The 16,878-nt window shown below is 65.6% G+C and carries 17 protein-coding genes and 1 pseudogene; 11 read left to right on the forward strand and 7 right to left on the reverse strand.

The genetic code is table 11. The features are described from left to right. Positions 1 to 2 precede the first annotated feature (2 nt). The 6 genes from QNO10_RS14125 to QNO10_RS14150 all read right to left on the reverse strand — a co-directional run bounded on the left by QNO10_RS14125 (position 3) and on the right by QNO10_RS14150 (position 4,255). Complete coding sequence (locus QNO10_RS14125) at positions 3 to 413, reverse strand: VOC family protein (protein ID WP_229946030.1); 411 nt, start codon at positions 411 to 413, stop codon at positions 3 to 5. A 5-nt stretch (positions 414 to 418) separates the two neighbouring features. Further along, positions 419 to 793: a helix-turn-helix transcriptional regulator gene (locus QNO10_RS14130; RefSeq protein ID WP_229946654.1), complete on the reverse strand. Its 375-nt coding sequence runs from the start codon at positions 791 to 793 to the stop codon at positions 419 to 421. A 253-nt stretch (positions 794 to 1,046) separates the two neighbouring features. Next, a complete protein-coding gene (locus tag QNO10_RS14135) occupies positions 1,047 to 1,511 on the reverse strand; it encodes a hypothetical protein (RefSeq protein WP_284162252.1) in 465 nt (154 codons plus the stop codon). Positions 1,512 to 1,686: 175 nt separating this feature from the next. Beyond that, positions 1,687 to 1,905, reverse strand: a complete 219-nt coding sequence (locus tag QNO10_RS14140; protein WP_229946026.1) for a hexameric tyrosine-coordinated heme protein — start codon at positions 1,903 to 1,905, stop codon at positions 1,687 to 1,689. A 90-nt stretch (positions 1,906 to 1,995) separates the two neighbouring features. Beyond that, positions 1,996 to 3,189 (reverse strand): glycosyltransferase family 9 protein, encoded by a 1,194-nt coding sequence (locus QNO10_RS14145; protein ID WP_229946024.1) that lies wholly within the window; start codon positions 3,187 to 3,189, stop codon positions 1,996 to 1,998. Positions 3,190 to 3,313: 124 nt separating this feature from the next. Beyond that, the gene (locus QNO10_RS14150) at positions 3,314 to 4,255 is read right to left on the reverse strand and encodes a sugar phosphate isomerase/epimerase family protein (protein WP_229946022.1); all 942 of its coding nucleotides are present in this window, start codon (positions 4,253 to 4,255) and stop codon (positions 3,314 to 3,316) included. A 117-nt stretch (positions 4,256 to 4,372) separates the two neighbouring features. Here QNO10_RS14150 and QNO10_RS14155 point away from each other — a divergent pair, with 117 nt between their 5' ends. The 5 genes and pseudogenes from QNO10_RS14155 to QNO10_RS14175 all read left to right on the forward strand — a co-directional run bounded on the left by QNO10_RS14155 (position 4,373) and on the right by QNO10_RS14175 (position 9,366). Next, positions 4,373 to 5,086 (forward strand): GntR family transcriptional regulator, encoded by a 714-nt coding sequence (locus tag QNO10_RS14155; protein ID WP_229946019.1) that lies wholly within the window; start codon positions 4,373 to 4,375, stop codon positions 5,084 to 5,086. Positions 5,087 to 5,263: 177 nt separating this feature from the next. Next, on the forward strand, positions 5,264 to 6,253 hold the full coding sequence (locus QNO10_RS14160) for a 3-hydroxyacyl-CoA dehydrogenase family protein (protein ID WP_283995853.1): 990 nt from the start codon (positions 5,264 to 5,266) through the stop codon (positions 6,251 to 6,253). Between the two features lie 84 nt (positions 6,254 to 6,337). Next, positions 6,338 to 8,086, forward strand: coding sequence for a dihydroxyacetone kinase family protein (locus QNO10_RS14165; RefSeq protein WP_229946017.1), 1,749 nt, complete (start codon positions 6,338 to 6,340; stop codon positions 8,084 to 8,086). Between the two features lie 8 nt (positions 8,087 to 8,094). Then, a pseudogene (locus tag QNO10_RS14170) lies at positions 8,095 to 8,811 on the forward strand (triose-phosphate isomerase); the annotation flags it as partial. A gap of 87 nt (positions 8,812 to 8,898) precedes the next feature. Next, positions 8,899 to 9,366 carry a ribose-5-phosphate isomerase gene (locus QNO10_RS14175; RefSeq protein ID WP_229946651.1) on the forward strand — a complete coding sequence of 156 codons (468 nt, stop codon included), beginning with the start codon at positions 8,899 to 8,901 and terminating at the stop codon, positions 9,364 to 9,366. 31 nt (positions 9,367 to 9,397) lie between these two features. Here QNO10_RS14175 and QNO10_RS14180 read toward each other — a convergent pair whose 3' ends face one another. Next, positions 9,398 to 10,420: a LacI family DNA-binding transcriptional regulator gene (locus QNO10_RS14180; protein ID WP_229946015.1), complete on the reverse strand. Its 1,023-nt coding sequence runs from the start codon at positions 10,418 to 10,420 to the stop codon at positions 9,398 to 9,400. A 318-nt stretch (positions 10,421 to 10,738) separates the two neighbouring features. Between QNO10_RS14180 and QNO10_RS14185 the strand changes: the two genes are divergently transcribed. Genes QNO10_RS14185 through QNO10_RS14210 form a run of 6 tightly spaced genes read left to right on the forward strand, consistent with a single transcriptional unit; the run spans position 10,739 to position 16,877 of the window. Next, the gene (locus tag QNO10_RS14185; RefSeq protein ID WP_229946013.1) at positions 10,739 to 12,052 is read left to right on the forward strand and encodes an extracellular solute-binding protein; all 1,314 of its coding nucleotides are present in this window, start codon (positions 10,739 to 10,741) and stop codon (positions 12,050 to 12,052) included. After that, entirely contained in the window at positions 12,049 to 12,966 is a 918-nt protein-coding gene (locus QNO10_RS14190) for a carbohydrate ABC transporter permease (RefSeq protein ID WP_229946011.1), read from the forward strand. Before QNO10_RS14185 ends, QNO10_RS14190 begins: the two co-directional genes overlap by 4 nt. Continuing rightward, positions 12,966 to 13,853: a carbohydrate ABC transporter permease gene (locus tag QNO10_RS14195; RefSeq protein ID WP_229946010.1), complete on the forward strand. Its 888-nt coding sequence runs from the start codon at positions 12,966 to 12,968 to the stop codon at positions 13,851 to 13,853. The genes QNO10_RS14190 and QNO10_RS14195 overlap by 1 nt, the downstream gene beginning before the upstream one ends. Positions 13,854 to 13,909: 56 nt before the next feature. After that, positions 13,910 to 15,055, forward strand: coding sequence for a Gfo/Idh/MocA family protein (locus tag QNO10_RS14200; RefSeq protein WP_229946649.1), 1,146 nt, complete (start codon positions 13,910 to 13,912; stop codon positions 15,053 to 15,055). 32 nt (positions 15,056 to 15,087) lie between these two features. Beyond that, positions 15,088 to 15,783, forward strand: a complete 696-nt coding sequence (locus tag QNO10_RS14205) for a ThuA domain-containing protein (protein WP_229946009.1) — start codon at positions 15,088 to 15,090, stop codon at positions 15,781 to 15,783. Further along, a complete protein-coding gene (locus tag QNO10_RS14210; protein ID WP_229946007.1) occupies positions 15,768 to 16,877 on the forward strand; it encodes a Gfo/Idh/MocA family protein in 1,110 nt (369 codons plus the stop codon). The genes QNO10_RS14205 and QNO10_RS14210 overlap by 16 nt, the downstream gene beginning before the upstream one ends. Position 16,878 lies beyond the last annotated feature (1 nt).

Here is a 16,878-nt window from a genome sequence, read left to right on the forward strand (position 1 = left end):
ACCTACCGCAGTTCCTGGATGCGCAGCTGGTTTCCGGCCGGGTCCCGCAAAGCGCAGTCGCGGGCTCCCCAGTCCTGCTCCATGGGTTCCTGGATGACGTCCGCTCCCCCGGCGACGGCACGCTCGAAGGTCCCGTCCAGATCTGCGGTTGCCAGCAGCAGCCCGGCGTAGGTGCCCTTGGCCATCATTTCCCCGATGGTCCGGCGCTCGGCGTCGGTGATGCCCGGGTCAGCCGCAGGCGGCTGGAGGACAATGGACGTCCCGGGCTGGTCCGGCGGTCCCACGGTAATCCAGCGCATGTCCTGGTAGCCGACGTCGTTGCGGACCTCGAAGCCGAGCACATCCCGGTAAAACGCCAGCGAGGCGTCGGGGTCCGAGTGGGGAAGAAAAGCTGCATTGATGGAAATATTCATCGAACTCACCCTCTTTGGGGCGGCGGCAACCGCCCGTTCCTGATTGGTCGTTGCACTTTGCGGGTCACACACCCAGGCAGGTCGAGCTCCTGCTGTGCGGCCCGCCGCCGGTAAGTCCCCGGCGGTACGCCCACGAGCTCGGTAAAACGGGTACTGAAGGTGCCCAGCGACGAGCACCCCACCGCGAAGCACACCTCAGTGACACTGAGGGTGCTGCAGCGCAGCAGGGTCATGGCACGTTCAATGCGCCGGGTCATGAGATAGGAGTACGGCGATTCCCCGTATGCCAGCCGAAACTGGCGGCTGAGATGCCCGGCGGAAAGATGGACCCCGCGGGCGAGGGCTTCCACGTCCAGCGGCTTGTTAAACTCGCGGTCCATCCGGTCCCGCACCCGGCGCAGCCGGGCGAGCTCCGCCAACCGGCGGGAGGTGTCCACCGACCGGCTGGATCCTTGGTCCCTGTCCGCAGTCACTGATGCTGAAGCTGCGCCACTCATCGAATGCTTCCCTGCTGCTGTCCTGTCTGGTGTTCCACCTACGCTACCGACGGCCGGGGGAAGGCGCTTCTCGATTCCTGATCATTTTTGGCCCCTTACCAAGGGCCGGGTGCCTCTGCACCCGGCCCTTAATCAACTACGCCTGGTCTGAACCATCCGCGGTTCCGTCGGCGGATTCCCGGTCCTCATCCGGCCCGCCGTCGTGATCGTCATGGTGGCCGCCGTCGTGGTGGCGGTCGTCGTCGGGTCCGCCGTGATCGTGGCGGCCGTCGGGTCCGTCCTCTGCATTTCCCTCGGCACCCTGGTCCCCGTCATTGGGTCCCTGGGCGTCCTGGTCCTGGTCCTTTTCGTCCTGGTCCTTCTGATCCTTCTGGTCCTGGTCTTTCTGGTCCTGGTCCTGGTCCTGGCCGTCGACCCGGCCCTCACCCTGCCCGGCATCCTGCCCGGCATCCTGCTCCTGCGTTGTGGTGCCGGCCTGCTCAAGATCATCGTTATCCGCTACAGCAGTACCCGCGAAGAAACTGGCAACCAGAAGCCCAATACCGGCAAGGGCACTACCGCCCCAGACGACGGCTTTCCTGGTTCCGCTCCGCATTCCCATAGTGGTGTTTCACCTCCGAAAAAGTGGTTCGCTGACAGTTCCATAGTCGAGCAGGAATCTTGGAGGATTCTTGGAAACCGCCGGAGGCAAGCAGGATGCGCGGCCGCCGGTGCGGGCGCCGGTGCGGCCCCTACCCAGAGATATGCTTGGCGGCGTATATATTGATCCGGGCCCGTTAGCGCCAGTAATTGTTCGCGGCGGCGACGGTCGCGAACTCCACGGCCACGACGTGCGAGGCCGCGATAATACTGTCCGGATTGTTGGCATAGGCATCACGGATAATGTGCTCCACCTGCCCGTCCGGCTGGATCGCGAAGGCCGTCTGGAGCGCCAGGTTAATGGCCAGCTGGCGTCCTTCCTCCGGAGTCGCACATGTAAGTGAATTATTCGGCACCAGCTCCATGGTGTCCGTCCTGTCCTCTAGTCGGCGGACCCGGGCGGATACACCCGTTCCCCTCAGTTTCACGCCGCGGGACGCCACCGCTCAAGGCGTCATGCTGCATTTCCCCCGCCAACCCCCGCTTTGCACCGCCAGCAGCTCCTCGACGTCGGTCCACACGTCGTCCACCGGCACTCCGGCGACGAAAGAGTCATCGTGTTCGCACCGCTCGGCCGTCCAGCCCACCTGCGTGACGTCCGCCTTGCAGACGGGGCAGTCGGACACCCAGGCCATGTGCACCCGGTGCGTGGCGCGGCCAATCGCCCCGGCATTCACCACGTTGCCGAACCAGTAAATCCCCACCGTTGCCGTCCCGACGGCCTGCGCCAGGTGCCGCGGACCGCTGTCATTACCCACCATCACGGTGCTGGCCTGCAGCAGGGCCGCGAGCGTGCCAATGCCCAGTTCACCGGCCAGCGAGCGGACGGGTGCCCCGGGTCCGGCGGCGGCGAGTGCCAGGTCCGCGACCTCCTGCGCCAGGTCCCGGTCGGCGTCGTTCCCCACCACCACGACCTGGCAGCCCTGCGCGACGGCGAGTGCCGCCAGCTCGGCGAAGGACGACGCCGGCCACCGCCGCCGCGGATCGGTGGCCCCGGGGTGCAGGGTCAGCAGTTTCCCGTCCGGCTTCAGCAGTGCGGAAACGAAAGCCGCTTCTGCGGGGAGGACCGGCAGCTGCGCGTCCAGGCTGACGGGGGCGGCACCGGCAAGCCCGGCCACCTCCAGCGCGCGGAACACCTCATGCTGGTAGTAGATGTAGGGGATGCTCCGGTCCAACGCCGCGGCGTCGGGGGTGCGGGTCCCCACGGTGTGCCGGGCACCCAGGCCAAGCAGGAAGGGATTCGAATTCCGCCCGCCGCCGTGCACCTGCACGGCCAGGTCAAAGCGCTCCTGCCGCATCCTGGCCAGGAACTCCTCCACCACCCGCGGGTCCTCCGGTCCGGCGGCGATTCCGGGGGCCGCGGGCAACACCTCCACCCGGTGCACCGGTCCTGGCCGGTCAATCAAAAGGGCAGCGTGCAGGGCCGTTCCCAAGAGTGTGATGGAGGCGGCGGGATACGCGGCGGCAAGTGCCTCGATGGCGGGGAGCGCAAACATCAGGTCACCGAGGCCGCCGCCGCGGAGTACGGCGATCTTTTCCACCCCGGCAAAGCGAGGGGCCAGCGGGCCTACGCCGCGGGCCAATCCATCCCGCTGTCCCGGCGCGGGCCACGGCCGTCCTGAGGGGGGTGCCTGGGTCATTGCTGTCCTCCGGTCGCTGCCGCCGGTCCTGTAGCTCGCCACCCTAGGGGGCGCAGCCGCCGGGTCCAAGGGTGGTCATGGTTCCGCACAGCCAGCCGTTTGGTGCCGTGCCGCGCCGCGAAGGTCAGTCCTCCGGCAGCTTGGCCGCCAGGATGCCGCGGATGTAGTCGCGGTTCATGGCCGAAACGGTGAGGCCGTCACCGCCGTAGTGCTCCACGCACATGGGACCGTCGAAGCCGGAGTCGAGAGCCATGCCGATCGCCTCCCGGTAGTTGATGAACCCGAGGGCCAGGGGCGCCGGCGCGGAGGCGTAGGAACCTGTGGCGGGGTCGTAGTCCCGGAAGTAGTTCTTCAACTGCCAGTAGTTGGCGTGGGGCAGCATCTTGGCCAGCATTCCGCGCCAGTCCTCGACCCCGCGGTGCAGGCGGACGATGTTGCCGATATCCGGACACAGCCCCACGTTGGGCAGGTCCACGGCGGTGACCAGCTGGACGGAACTGTCGGCCGTGCCGAGGAAGGTCCCCTCATACATTTCCAGGGAAAGGCTCACGCCCCGTTCGGCGGCGTACTCGCCGAGCTCGCGGAACCGCGACGCCGCCCGCTCCTGGTTTTCCGGGGTGTCCTCGTCCTCGGCCCCCGGAGCCAGCCAGAACCAGGTCGCGTCCTTCTGTGCCTGGGTCAGCGGATCATGCAGGCCCAGGCACACCATGGACACCTCGAGGTCCGCCGCAGCATCGATGGTCCGCTTCGTGTAGGCGAGGTTGCGCTGCGCCTGCTCCCCGTCGGGGGTGATGACGCTCTTGCGCGTCACGGCGATGTCACTGAACGCCAGGCCGTAGGAACGGGCCGTCTCCAGCAGCTGCTTCCTGCCCACGGAGTCCAGATCGCCCGGACGCACCCAGGAATCGGTGAGATCAACGTAGTCGAATCCCGCGTCACGGACCTCACGGAGGGTTTGTTTCCACCCTGCAGGACCGGCCGTGGTTCGGTCCTGACCGTCCGTGGTGATGCCGGCGAAGTTCAGGAGGGCCGCACCTATCGGCCAGTTTCCGGCACTGTAATCCATGTTGCTCTCCTTGGAAGTCGGCAAAAGCGGGAACTGGCGGGAGGGTGCTGGCCAACACCCTATAGGATATTGGCAGGCTGTCCACCCGGAAGCGGCGGGCGTGGATAAGGGAGCGGCATGGAGAAGAACGTTGCTGGCGGGGCATGGATCGAACGCAGCATCCTGACCGACCAGGTACACAAGGAAATCCTCGCGCGCCTCATGGACGGGAAGCTGGAATCCGGCGCTTCCATCAGCATCGACGGAACGGCGCGTGAGCTTGGGGTGTCGCCGACGCCGGTGCGGGAGGCCTTGGCCCGGCTCGAGTCCACGGGCCTGGTGACCCGTGCCGCACTGAGGGGCTACCGGGCTGCGCCGCGGCTCAACCGGGAGGAACTCCTCGACTTGATGGACGCCCGGCTGCTGCTCGAGCCGCACAACGCGGAAGTCGCCTGCATCCGCGCGGACGACGCCTTCCTCGCTGCTTTGGAGCACACCATCGAGGACCTCCGGCAGGCACCGAACGGGCCGCACTTCGCCGACTACCGTTCCTATTGGGAGGCCGACGAGCGTTTCCACCGCATGATCGCCGAGCAGACGGATAACAAATTCCTGGTCGGTGCCTACACCTCTCTTGGCGGACACGTGCACCGGTTCCGACTGTTCAGCGGAACCGGTGTCGATGATGCCGGCAGTGCAATCGAGGAACATACCCGGATTCTGGATGCCATGCGCCGCGGGGACGCTGGGGCGGCCCGGACCGCGATGGCCGGCCATCTCCGCGGCGTCCGCGAACGTGCCGCCCGGGAAAACGGTACCCCCGGCGAAAGCGGCGGAAGCAAGCCCGCTTAACCTGCGGAGCCCACCTATACTCTCCCGCACCATGGTTGACACCACCGGGACGCGTGTGGATCCTATAGGAAACACGACGGGCATCCCGGTGTAGCTTCTACCGTTTTCCTGTCCCACAACCGCACCTCCGGTGGCGCCGTGTCCCTAGACGCATGCACATCAGAGGAGATGGCGATCGTGACTCAGCGCTCAGTAGCAGTTGTGGGTTCGGGATACATGGGTGGGGGCATCGCGCAGATGCTGGCCCTCGGGGGTGCGCGCGTCGCCCTGGCGGACGTTTCGCAGGAGGTCGCGGAAAAGAACCTCGGGCGCCTGCTCACTGAAGCTGAACAGTTCGTTGCGGACGGATTGTTCCCGGCGGACGCGGTGCAGCGCCTGCAGGAGAACCTGTGGGCCGCTCCGGGCATTGAAGAAGCCGTCGCGGATGCCTCCTACATTGCGGAGGCAGTCCCGGAGATCATCGAGATCAAGCACAGCACCCTGCGCCGAATCAGTGCGGCGGCGCGGCCGGACGCCGTCATCGGGTCCAATACCTCGACCATCCTCATCGCCAGGCTCGCGGAGGCGGTCGACCACCCCGGCCGTTTTCTCGGCGTCCACTTCTCGAACCCGGCACCGTTTATCCCCGGCGTCGAGGTTATCCCCCATGCCGGCACAAGCCCGGAAACGGTGGAGACGGCGCAGGAAATCGTCACGCTCACCGGCAAACGGTCCGCCGTCGTCAAGGACGTCACCGGATTCGTGCTCAACCGCCTGCAGTACGCACTGTTCCACGAGGCCGCGCAGCTGGTCGAGGAAGGCATCGCCACGGCGGAGGACGTCGATACCCTCGTGCGCACCACCTTCGGCTTCCGCCTGCCGTTCTTTGGCCCGTTCGCCATCGCGGACATGGCCGGACTGGATGTCTACTCGTTCTGCTACGCCTCACTGCAGACCGAGTTTCCCGAACGGTTCGCCACCCCTAAGGCCCTGCAGGATCTCGTTGATGCAGGGAAACTCGGAACCAAGTCAGGCGGTGGCTTCCTGCAGATCCCGGCTGAGCAGACGGACAACCTTGTTGCCTACCGCAACAAGGCCTATGTGGCCATGGCCGGGCTGCTTAACGTGCTCGGCCCGAGCCCTGTCGATGCGGTAGTCAAGGACGGCACTGCCCCGAACACCCGCTGAACCCGCAGTACAACTCCATGCTCCGCCGAAAGGGCGGCACCGTGAGGCGCTGCGTCGGCCGGCGGTCCCGGACAGAGGTGGAACATGACTTATCTTGTGAACGATCCCGCGGACTTCGCAGCCGATGCCCTGCGCGGCTACGTTGCCGCCCATCCCCGGCATGTGGCCATGGCACACGGGGGCGTGGTGCGCTCGACCGAAACCCCGAAGGGCCAGCCTGCCCTGGTCATCGGCGGAGGGTCCGGCCACTACCCTGCCTTCGCCGGATGGATCGGGCCCGGCATGGGCCACGGCGCGCCCTGCGGCAACATCTTCTCCTCCCCCTCGGCCTCCCAGGTGTATTCCGTGGCACGGTCGGCTGAAAACGGAGGCGGCGTCATCCTCGGCTTCGGCAATTACGCCGGCGACGTCCTGCACTTCGGGCAGGCCGCCGAGAAGCTGCGGGCCGAAGGCGTGGACGTGCGGATCATCCGCGTGTCCGACGACGTCGCCTCGGCAGCCGCCGGGGACCATCGTGACCGCCGGGGCATCGCCGGAGATCTGGTGGTGTTCAAGATCGCCGGCGCCGCCATAGAGGCCGGAGCCGACCTCGACGAAGCCGAGCGGCTGGCCTGGAAGACCAACGACGCCACCCGCTCCTTTGGGGTGGCGTTCAAAGGGTGCACCCTGCCCGGCGCCGCAGGGGCGCTGTTCCACGTGCCGGTGGGCGAAATGGGGATCGGACTGGGTATCCACGGGGAACCGGGCATCCGGGAGGTACCGATGGGCACCGCCGTGGAGATCGCGGACCTCCTGCTCGACGGCGTCCTGGCCGAGGAACCTGAACACACCGGGGACGGCTACCGGGGACGGGTGGCCGTCCTGCTGAACGGCCTGGGCACGGTCAAGTACGAGGAGCTTTTTGTTGTCTATGGGCGGGTGGCCGAGCGCCTGGCCGCACGGGGCCTCACCGTGGTGGCCCCCGAAGTCGGCGAGCATGTCACCAGCCTGGATATGGCGGGACTGTCCCTGACCCTCCTCTTCCTCGACGACGAACTCGAGAAGTACTGGCTGGCGCCGGCCGATACCCCGGCCTTCCGCAGGGAAGCACCCGACCTGGCCGCACGGCCCGAACGTACCGGTGTGCACGTTCCCGGCGAGGAACCCATCCCGGAGTCCACCGCCGAATCCCGGGAGCTGGCGGAACGGATTGCGGAGGCCCTGGAGCTGATCCAATCCGCCGCCGCCGAGAACGAGGAATACTTCGGGCGGCTGGATGCCGTCGCCGGCGACGGCGACCACGGCCAGGGCATGGCTTACGGCTCACGGGGCGCAGCCACATCCGGAAGTGCCGCTGCGGAACGGGGCGCCGGCGCCCGGACCGTGCTGATCCATGCCGGGGAAGCCTGGGCCGAGGAGGCCGGTGGTACCTCCGGTGCGCTCTGGGGTGCTGCCCTGACTGCCGCCGGCGGGGTCTTCGACGACACCCGCGGCACCGAACCGGCGGAGGTGGTGCAAGCCATCGTCGAGGGAATCGAAGCAATAGTCCGCATCGGCGGCGCGGTACCGGGCGACAAAACGATGGTGGACTCCGCCCTTCCCTTCCGGGACGTGCTGGTTGCGGAGTTCGGCAGGTCTTCAGATCTGGCCGGAGCCACGAAGAAGGCCGCCGCCGCCGCACGGGAGGCCGCCGAGTCCACCGCGCAGATGACTGCCCGCCTCGGGCGGGCCCGCGTCCTGGGCGAAAAAAGCCTCGGCACTCCGGATCCGGGAGCCGTGTCCTTCTCCCTGCTCATGGACGCGTTGGGTGACTTTTTCCGTTCCGGCACGGTTGCTTCCAAGGCACTGCCGTGACCCTCTGGATGGGCACCAGCTGGAAAATGAACAAGTCCCTGGCGGAGGCCCGCGACTACACGAGGGGCCTGCTCACCGGCCTGTCCGGGCTCAGCCTCGACGGCATCCAGCCGTTCATCATCCCCCCGGTCCAGGCGCTGGCGGCGGTGGCGGAAATCCTCGGTGACGACGGCCGGGTCCTGCTCGGGGCGCAGAACGCCCACTGGGAGGACGGCGGGGCGTGGACCGGTGAAGTGTCGGTGCCCCAGATCGCCGACGCCGGGGCGCGGCTGGTCGAAATCGGCCACTCCGAGCGGCGGGAGCACTTCGGCGAGACCGCGGATACCGTGCGCCTGAAGGTGGGCGCAGTCCTGGACCATGGGCTGATCCCGCTGCTGTGCATCGGGGAACCTGCATCCGTCAAAGCTGCCGGAGGTTCCGCTGCCTTCATCCTGGACCAGGCCCGCAGCGCATTGGACGGCCTGGATGATCACCGGCTCGCCCGGGTCCTGATCGCTTATGAGCCCATCTGGGCCATTGGGGCCAAGGGGCGCCCACCCCAGGCTGCGGAACTGCGGGAAGCGTTTGCCGCCCTTTCGCAACGGTACGGCGGCCGGGTCTCCGGCCTGCTCTACGGAGGCTCGGTCAACCTGGACAACGCCGGGCCGTTACTGGAGGAAGAGCATGTCGATGGCTTGTTCGTCGGCCGTGCGGCGTGGCAGGTGGAGGGATATCTGGGCCTGCTGGGCATCGCGGAGCGGTATGGAGCCGGGCCGGGCACCACGGGCCCGGAGTCGGAAAGAAAGAGCTACGGGAAGCAGAGGGAAACCGTGATGGACGGAAACAGGAAACTGCGGATTGTCATAGGCGGCGACGACGCCGGATTCGACTACAAGGAGGTGCTGCGCAGGGACCTCGAGGCAGACGAACGGGTGGAGAGCGTCGTGGATGTCGGGGTCTCCCACAGCGAGAACGTGGATTATCCCCATGTCGCCGTGGATGCGGCGCGGAAGGTGGCCAGCGGCGAGGCGGACCGTGCGCTGCTGATCTGCGGCACGGGCCTGGGTGTCGCCATCTCGGCCAACAAGGTTCCCGGCGTCCGGGCCGTGACGGCCCATGACTCGTATTCGGTGGAGCGCTCTGTGTTGAGCAACAACGCGCAGGTGCTGTGCATGGGCCAGCGGGTGGTCGGCATCGAGCTCGCCCGGCGCCTGGCCAAGGAATGGCTCGGCTATGCGTTCGATCCTTCCAGCTCTTCCGCAGCGAAGGTGGACGCCATCACCGGCTACGAGGGCCACTGACCGCCGGGCCGGCGGGCGGACCCGGCCTGCGTCAGGACGTACTCTGCGTCAGGGACGTAGCCGGTGCCGTCGACGAACGGACGATCAGCTGCGTGGCCAGCTCCACCCGGGTGGAGTCGGGCTTCTCCCCTCCCATCTGGCGCAGCAGCGCCCGGACGGCAGTCCGCCCCATCTCCTTGAGGGGCTGGGCCACGGTGGTCAGGCTCGGAACCGCCTGCTCGCCGATATAGGTTCCGTCGAATCCGACCACGCTCAAATCCCGGGGAACGGAAATTCCCTGCGAGCGCGCATGCGCGAGGACACCAAGGGCAATACTGTCGGAAGCGGCAAACACGGCCTGGGGCGGGGTTTCGAGTGCAAGCAGCCGGGCCAGCGCCTGGCTGCCGGTGCCGGCGTCGAAGTCTCCGGCCAGGACATAGTCCTCATAGATGGGAAGACCCCGTTCGAGGAGAGCCGCCATGTAGCCGTGCTCGCGGTCCTGGCTGCATTCCGCACTGGCAGGGCCCCCAATGAAGCCGATCCGTGTGTGGCCCAGGTCCAGCAGGTGCTCCGTGGCAGCCTTACCTCCCGACCAGTTCGTGGCACCGACGCTGGATACCTCCGGCCCCAGGGGATTAATCGGGTCAATCACCACAACGGCAATTCCCTGGTCCTGGACCGCCCTGATTTCCCGGGACGACCACCGGGAGGTCACGAGCAGGAGTCCGTGCCGGCCCATCCCCCGCATCCGCTCGGCCCGCCCCTCGGGTGGATAGCCCGTCGGCCAGGTCTTGGAGAGCACCACCTCGGTCCCCTCACCCTCCGCGCTTTCGAGGATCCCATCCATCACCTCTGCGTAGTAAGCGCTGGTCACGCTGTCCACCACCACATCAATCGTCCGGGGAACAAAGGGCGTCAGCGGGCGGCGCTGGCCGGGAGGCTGGTAGCCGGCGTTCTCCAGGGCAGCCAGGATCCGCCTGCGGGTGGCAGGTGCCACATCACCGCGGTTGTTGACCACCTTCGACACGGTGGGCACCGAGACCCCCGCGAGCTCCGCCACGGACGCCAGCGTCACTTTCGTCTGTGTATCTGCATTCGACAAAATCCGAAAACCTTTCGCTTCGACCGCCGCCCGGCAGCCCACCCTCTGCGGAATCATCCTGGGCCCGGCGTTCCAGCAGCGGCGCAGGGCCCTGAAGGAACAAAGAAAAGAGAAACCCTTGACGCCGGTATGTGATGTAGCTAACTTTACGCCTGTTAGTTGTTTTTATCGAAAATATTTCGATATCTCTTCCGCAGTGTGGCGGTCAACGGCCGTGTACCCGCGGAGTTGACCGCCCATCTCTGCCGGCAGTGCCGCTGGCCGAGTCGACTTACGGAAGAACTGATAAACATGCAAACACGTACTTCTCTTCTCGCAACGGCCTCCGCACTCACCTTGGCAGTCGGCCTCTCGGCCTGTGGATCGAGCGGACCCAGTGATCCCGCCGCGGACTCCGATGCCCCGACCATGTGGGCACTCACGGGGAGCAGTGAAGACATCTTCCGCTCCTCGATCGAGACCTGGAACGAAGACAACCCGGATAACACCATCAACCAGGAATTCTTCGCAAATGATGCCTACAAAACCAAGGTCCGCACTGCAATAGGCGCGGGCGAAGGACCGACCTTTATCTACGGATGGGGCGGCGGCGTACTGAAGTCCTATATCGACGCCGGCCAGGTGACCGACCTGGACCAGTTCCTGGCGGACAACCCGGAGGTCAAGGACCGCTACATTCCCTCGGTGCTGGAAAACGGCGTGATCGACGGCAAGACATACGCCCTGCCGAACAACAACATGCAGCCGGTGGTCCTGTACTACAACAAGGAAGTCTTCGAGAAGGTCGGAGTGGAACCCCCCGAGACCTGGGAAGAACTCATGGCACTGGTGCCGACGTTCAACGAAGCGGGGATTGCACCCTTCGCGCTGGCCGGCCAGTCCAAGTGGCCCAACCTCATGTGGCTGTCCTACCTGGTGGACCGCATCGGCGGTCCCGAGGTGTTCCAGGCGATCCTCGACGGCAAGGAGAACGCATGGTCCGATCCCGCCGTCATCGAAGCACTCACGAAAATCCAGGAACTGACCGACGCCGGGGGGTTCATTAACGGCTTCTCCTCCATCGCTGCCGACGCCGGAGCCGACAGCGCCCTGCTCTACACCGACAAGGCGGCAATGATGCTGCACGGCGGCTGGGTCTACCAGAACCTGAAGAACGACGCCCCCGAATTCGTCGAATCGGGCGACGTCGGTTTCGTGCCCTTCCCCGCCGTTGAAGGTGGCGCGGGCGATCCGGCGAACATCGTCGGCAACCCGGCAAATATGTGGTCCATCTCCTCGAAGGCTTCCGACGGGCAGAAAGAGTCGGCACTCGAGTACCTGAAGGGCGGGCTGTTCAGCGAGGAATACACCCAGGCCATGATCGATTCGGGGGCCGTTCCCGCGGTCAACGGCATTGAAGAACAGCTGGAAGCCTCGGAGGACAAGGATTTTGTCCAGTTTGTCTACGGTCTGGCGCAGGACGCCCCGAGTTTCCAGCTCTCCTGGGACCAGGCGCTGAGCCCCGCCCAGGGTGACGCCATGCTCGCAAACCTCGACCAGATCTTCCTCGGCGAGATTACCCCCGAACAGTTTGCCAAGAACATGAACGCAACCCTGGGCAAATGAGTACCCTGCTGAAGCCCAAGCCGGGCATCCCCGTGCGGGGTGCCCGGGCCGAGGGTCCCTCGGCGTGGATGGTCGTTCCGGCCCTGGTCTTCTTCCTGACGTTTGCCGTGATTCCCCTCCTCGGCGTCGTCTTCCTCAGCTTCACCCGGTGGAACGGGTTGGGCGAGATCACCTTTGGCGGCCTGGAGAGCTGGCGGACTGCGCTTACCGATTCCGTGACCCTGAACGCCCTCATCGTCACCCTGAAGATCCTGGTCTATTCCCTGCTCGTGCAGGTTCCCGTCAGTCTCCTGCTGGGGGTCTTCACGGCGGGGAACCACCGTTACAGGGCCCTGCTGGCCATCCTGTACTTTGTCCCCCTCCTGCTCTCGTCGGCGGCAGTGGCCATCGCTTTCCGGGCCCTGCTTGACCCCAATTTCGGTGTCGGGCCGGGACTGGGCATTCCGGTCCTCGCCCAGGACTGGCTGGGCAGCTCCGATCTGGTGCTGTTCGTCGTCGTTTTTGTTATTGCGTGGCAGTTTGTTCCCCTGCACACGCTGATCTATCAGGGAGGGGTACGCCAGATTCCGGCGTCCTTCTACGAAGCCGCCCAGATCGACGGGGCGGGGCGCATGCAGCAGTTCTTCCACATCACGCTGCCCCAGCTGAAGTACACCATCATCACTTCCTCGACCCTCATGGTCCTCGGATCGCTGGCGTACTTCGACCTGATTTTTGTCCTCACAGCCGGCGGCCCGGGATACTCCACACGGCTCCTGCCCCTGCACATGTACCTCACGGGCTTCCGGGCCAATGACATGGGGGCAGCCAGCGCCCTCGGGGTCATCCTCGTCGTTATCGGATTGGGGCTTGCCCTCATCCTGCAACGGCTCGGCGGCAGGAACCGCAGCGCCAGCCAACTGGAAGGATCCTAATGGCACTGGTCACCGAGTCAGCGAAGACGCACGAACCCGTTCCGCAGCCCTCCAGGCGACACCTGGGCGGCAAAGTCACCCCCAATTTCCTCGGAGGGCTTGGCGGCTGGGTTTGGCTGGCATTGATCGTCCTCCCCATCTATTACGTGGTCATTACCAGCCTGAAGAACCAGGCAGGGTTTTTCGGGAGTAACCCGTTGGCGCCGCCCACCGACCCAACACTGGCGAACTACCGGACTGTCCTGGAGGCGAACTTCGTCCGGTACTTCACCAACAGTGTGATCGTGACGCTGGGCAGCGTGGTTCCGGCAGTCGCCGTGTCCTTTATGGCCTCCTATGCGGTGGTCCGGGGAAACGGCCGCATCATTGCCTCAGCCCACAAACTGTTCCTCCTCGGGCTGGCCATTCCGCTGCAGGCAACCATCGTCCCGATCTATTTCATGATCACCAGGGCCCAGCTTTATGACTCCCTGCTGGCGCTGATCCTTCCCTCGATAGCATTCGCCATTCCAATCTCGGTCCTGATCCTGTCGAATTTCCTGCGGGACGTGCCGAGGGAACTGTTCGAATCAATGCGGCTGGACGGCTGTTCCGAATTCACCATGATGTGGCGCCTCGCGCTCCCGTTGGTCCGTCCCGCGGTAGTCACGATCGCCATCTATAACGCCTTGAATGTGTGGAATGGCTTCCTGTTCCCGCTCATCCTCACCCAAAGCCCGGAAATGCGGGTATTGCCGCTGTCCCTCTGGACTTTCCAGGACGAATTCACCGTCAATGTACCGGCGGTCCTCGCCGCGGTGGTGCTGTCCACGCTTCCGCTGGTGGTCCTGTACGCCTTTGCCCGCCGCCAGCTCGTCAGCGGCTTGACTGCCGGGTTCAACAAGTGAGCGGGGAGAACACCGGGGCGGTGGCTGCAGCGTCAAAGCCCTCCCTTCGGGTAGGCATGGTGGGGTACGCCTTCATGGGTGCCATGCACTCACATGCCTGGCGCACCGCCCCGCGCTTCTTCGATCTGCCGATGCGCCCGGAACTCGCCGTACTCGCGGGCCGGAACAAGACAGCCGTCGAGGCCGCCGCAGAGAAAATGGGGTGGCGGGACACCGAAACGGACTGGCGGGCACTGGTGGAGCGCGACGACGTCGACCTCATCGACATCTGCACTCCCGGTGACACCCATGCCGAAATAGCCATCGCCGCCCTGGCGGCAGGCAAACACGTACTCTGCGAAAAACCACTGGCCAACACGGTGGAGGAAGCCCACCGGATGGCAGCCGCCGCGGAGGCCGCCGAAACCTCCGGGGTATTCGCCATGTGCGGGTTTTCGTACCGCCGGACCCCCGCCCTCACGCTTGCCCGGAGGCTGGTGGAGCAGGGGAGGATCGGCACCATACGGCACATCCGTGCCCAGTACCTGCAGGATTGGCTGTCGAATGAGAATGCCCCGCTGACCTGGCGGCTGGACAAAAGCAGATCCGGATCCGGTTCCCTAGGCGATATCGGCGCCCACAGCATCGACGCGGCCCAGTATGTCTCCGGACAGCGGATCGTCAGCGTTTCGGGGCACCTCCAGACCTTTGTCCACGAACGGCCCATCGGAGGCACCCTCGTGGGCCTTGGCGGCGCGGGGGCCAGCGACGCCGGGAAAGGGCCGGTGACCGTCGACGACGCCGCTGTTTTCACCACCAGGTTCGAGGGGGGTGCGCTCGGTGTTTTCGAGGCAACCCGTTTCGCGCTGGGCAGGAAAAACTCAATGCGCCTGGAGCTCAACGGAAGCCTGGGATCCCTAGCCTTCGACTTCGAGAACATGAACTCCCTGGAGTTCTACGACGGCACGGAACCGCCGGAAACGGCCGGGTTCAGGACGATCAACGTGACCGAACCGGAGCACCCCTATACCGGAAACTGGTGGCCCTCCGGCCACGGCCTGGGCTACGAGCACGGGTTCACCCATCAGGTCGTGGACCTCGTAAACGCCGTCTCCGCCGGCCGCACGCCGTCGCCGTCCTTTGCGGAAGCCCTGCAGGTCCAGACAATCCTGCACGCCGTAGAACAGAGCGCCGGGGCCGAATCGCTGTGGCAGCACCTTTGAGCGGCCGATCCAATCCACATGAAAGAGACTCCATGAAAAACAGACAGGCCCTCATCGTCCGCGGCGGCTGGGACGGCCACCAACCCGTGGAAGCCACGGAGAGGTTTCTACCGTTCCTCGAGGACCAGGGGTTCGATATCCGGATTGAGGAATCGCCCAAGGTCTATGCGGACGCCGGCTACATGGGCCGGGTAGACCTCATCGTGCAGTGCAACACGATGAACACCATCGAAAAAGACGAGTTCCACGGGCTCCGGACGGCCATAGAAGCCGGCACCGGGATGGCCGGCTGGCACGGTGGCATCGCTGATTCCTACCGCAACGAAGCCGACTACCTCCACCTGATCGGCGGACAGTTCGCGTGCCACCCCGGCAAGCATCCGGACGAGCGGACGGGGGAACAGTCCGACAACTACGTGCCGTACCGGGTGAATATGCTGCCGGCCGCCGCAAACCACCCCATCACGGCCGGAATAGGGGACTTCGACCTCGTCACTGAGCAGTACTGGGTGCTCACGGACGACTACATCGACGTCCTGGCAACCACGACGCAGGCGGTCCGCGAATGGGACCCGTGGAACCGTCCCGTAACCTCCCCCGCCATCTGGACCAGGCAATGGGGCAAAGGCCGGATCTTCGTGTCCACGCCGGGACACCGCGTCGAGATCCTCGACGACGCCAACGTGCGTCAAATCATCGAAAGGGGTTTGCTGTGGGCGAGCCGTTGAATGTCGGAATGATTGGGTGCGGAGCGATTGCGTCGCAGTACCTCGCAACGATTCCCTCCCTGCCGTCCATCCGCCTCCAGGCGGTCGCCGACCTGGACCACCGCCGCGCAGTCGCCGTCGCAGAGTCCACCGAAAACATCCGCGCGATGACCGTCGATGAACTGCTGGCCGATCCGGACATAGACACGGTCCTTAATCTCACGATCCCTGCCGCCCATGCCGAGGTCGCGGCGCAGGCCATCGCTGCGGGAAAGCATGTCTACGGCGAAAAACCCCTGGCCGCGGATACGGCCTCGGCCCGGCACGTCCTCGACCTGGCGCAGCACGCCGGCGTCCGGGTGGGATGTGCTCCCGACACGGTGCTCGGCACGGGGATCCAAACCGCCCGCAAAGCCGTCGACGACGGCCTGATCGGCCGCCCTATCTCTGCCGTCGCAACAATGGTCACCCCCGGCCACGAACGGTGGCATCCCAACCCGGACTTCTATTACGTTCCGGGTGGGGGCCCGCTCCTGGACATGGGCCCGTACTACGTCACGGCCCTGGTCACCCTGCTCGGCCCTGTCAGTTCGGTGATCGGTGCAGCCAGCCACACCCGGGCCCACCGCATCATCGGGTCGGGTCCGCGCATCGGCGAATCAGTACCTGTCTCCGTGGATACCCATGTCACCGGGGTGCTGGTCCATGACTCCGGCGCGTTGTCCACGCTGATCATGAGCTTCGATGCGGTGAATACCCGTGCTTCCAACATCGAGGTACATGGCGAGGCGGCCAGTCTGACCGTCCCTGATCCCAACTACTTCGACGGCGACGTCTCCATCTACACGCTTGCCGGCAGTGACGGCGGGTGGAGCACTCTCCCCGCCAGCGCAGGCTACCTTGGTGCGGGCCGCGGTTATGGCCTGGCCGACATGGCCCTCACTCCGGCCGGTGAACAACACCGCGCCAACGGCCAGCTCGCCTATCACGTCCTCGATGTCATGGAATCGCTGCTGCGGTCAGCAGCAGAGGGAGTTTCGGTTCCGGTGCAAAGCACCGCAGAGCGGCCCAAGGCGGTTCCGCTCACGTCGCTCTCCTCACTCGCCGTTCCGTAAA

It is taken from the genome of Arthrobacter sp. zg-Y919, assembly GCF_030142045.1.
Taxonomy (GTDB): Bacteria; Actinomycetota; Actinomycetes; order Actinomycetales; family Micrococcaceae; genus Arthrobacter_B.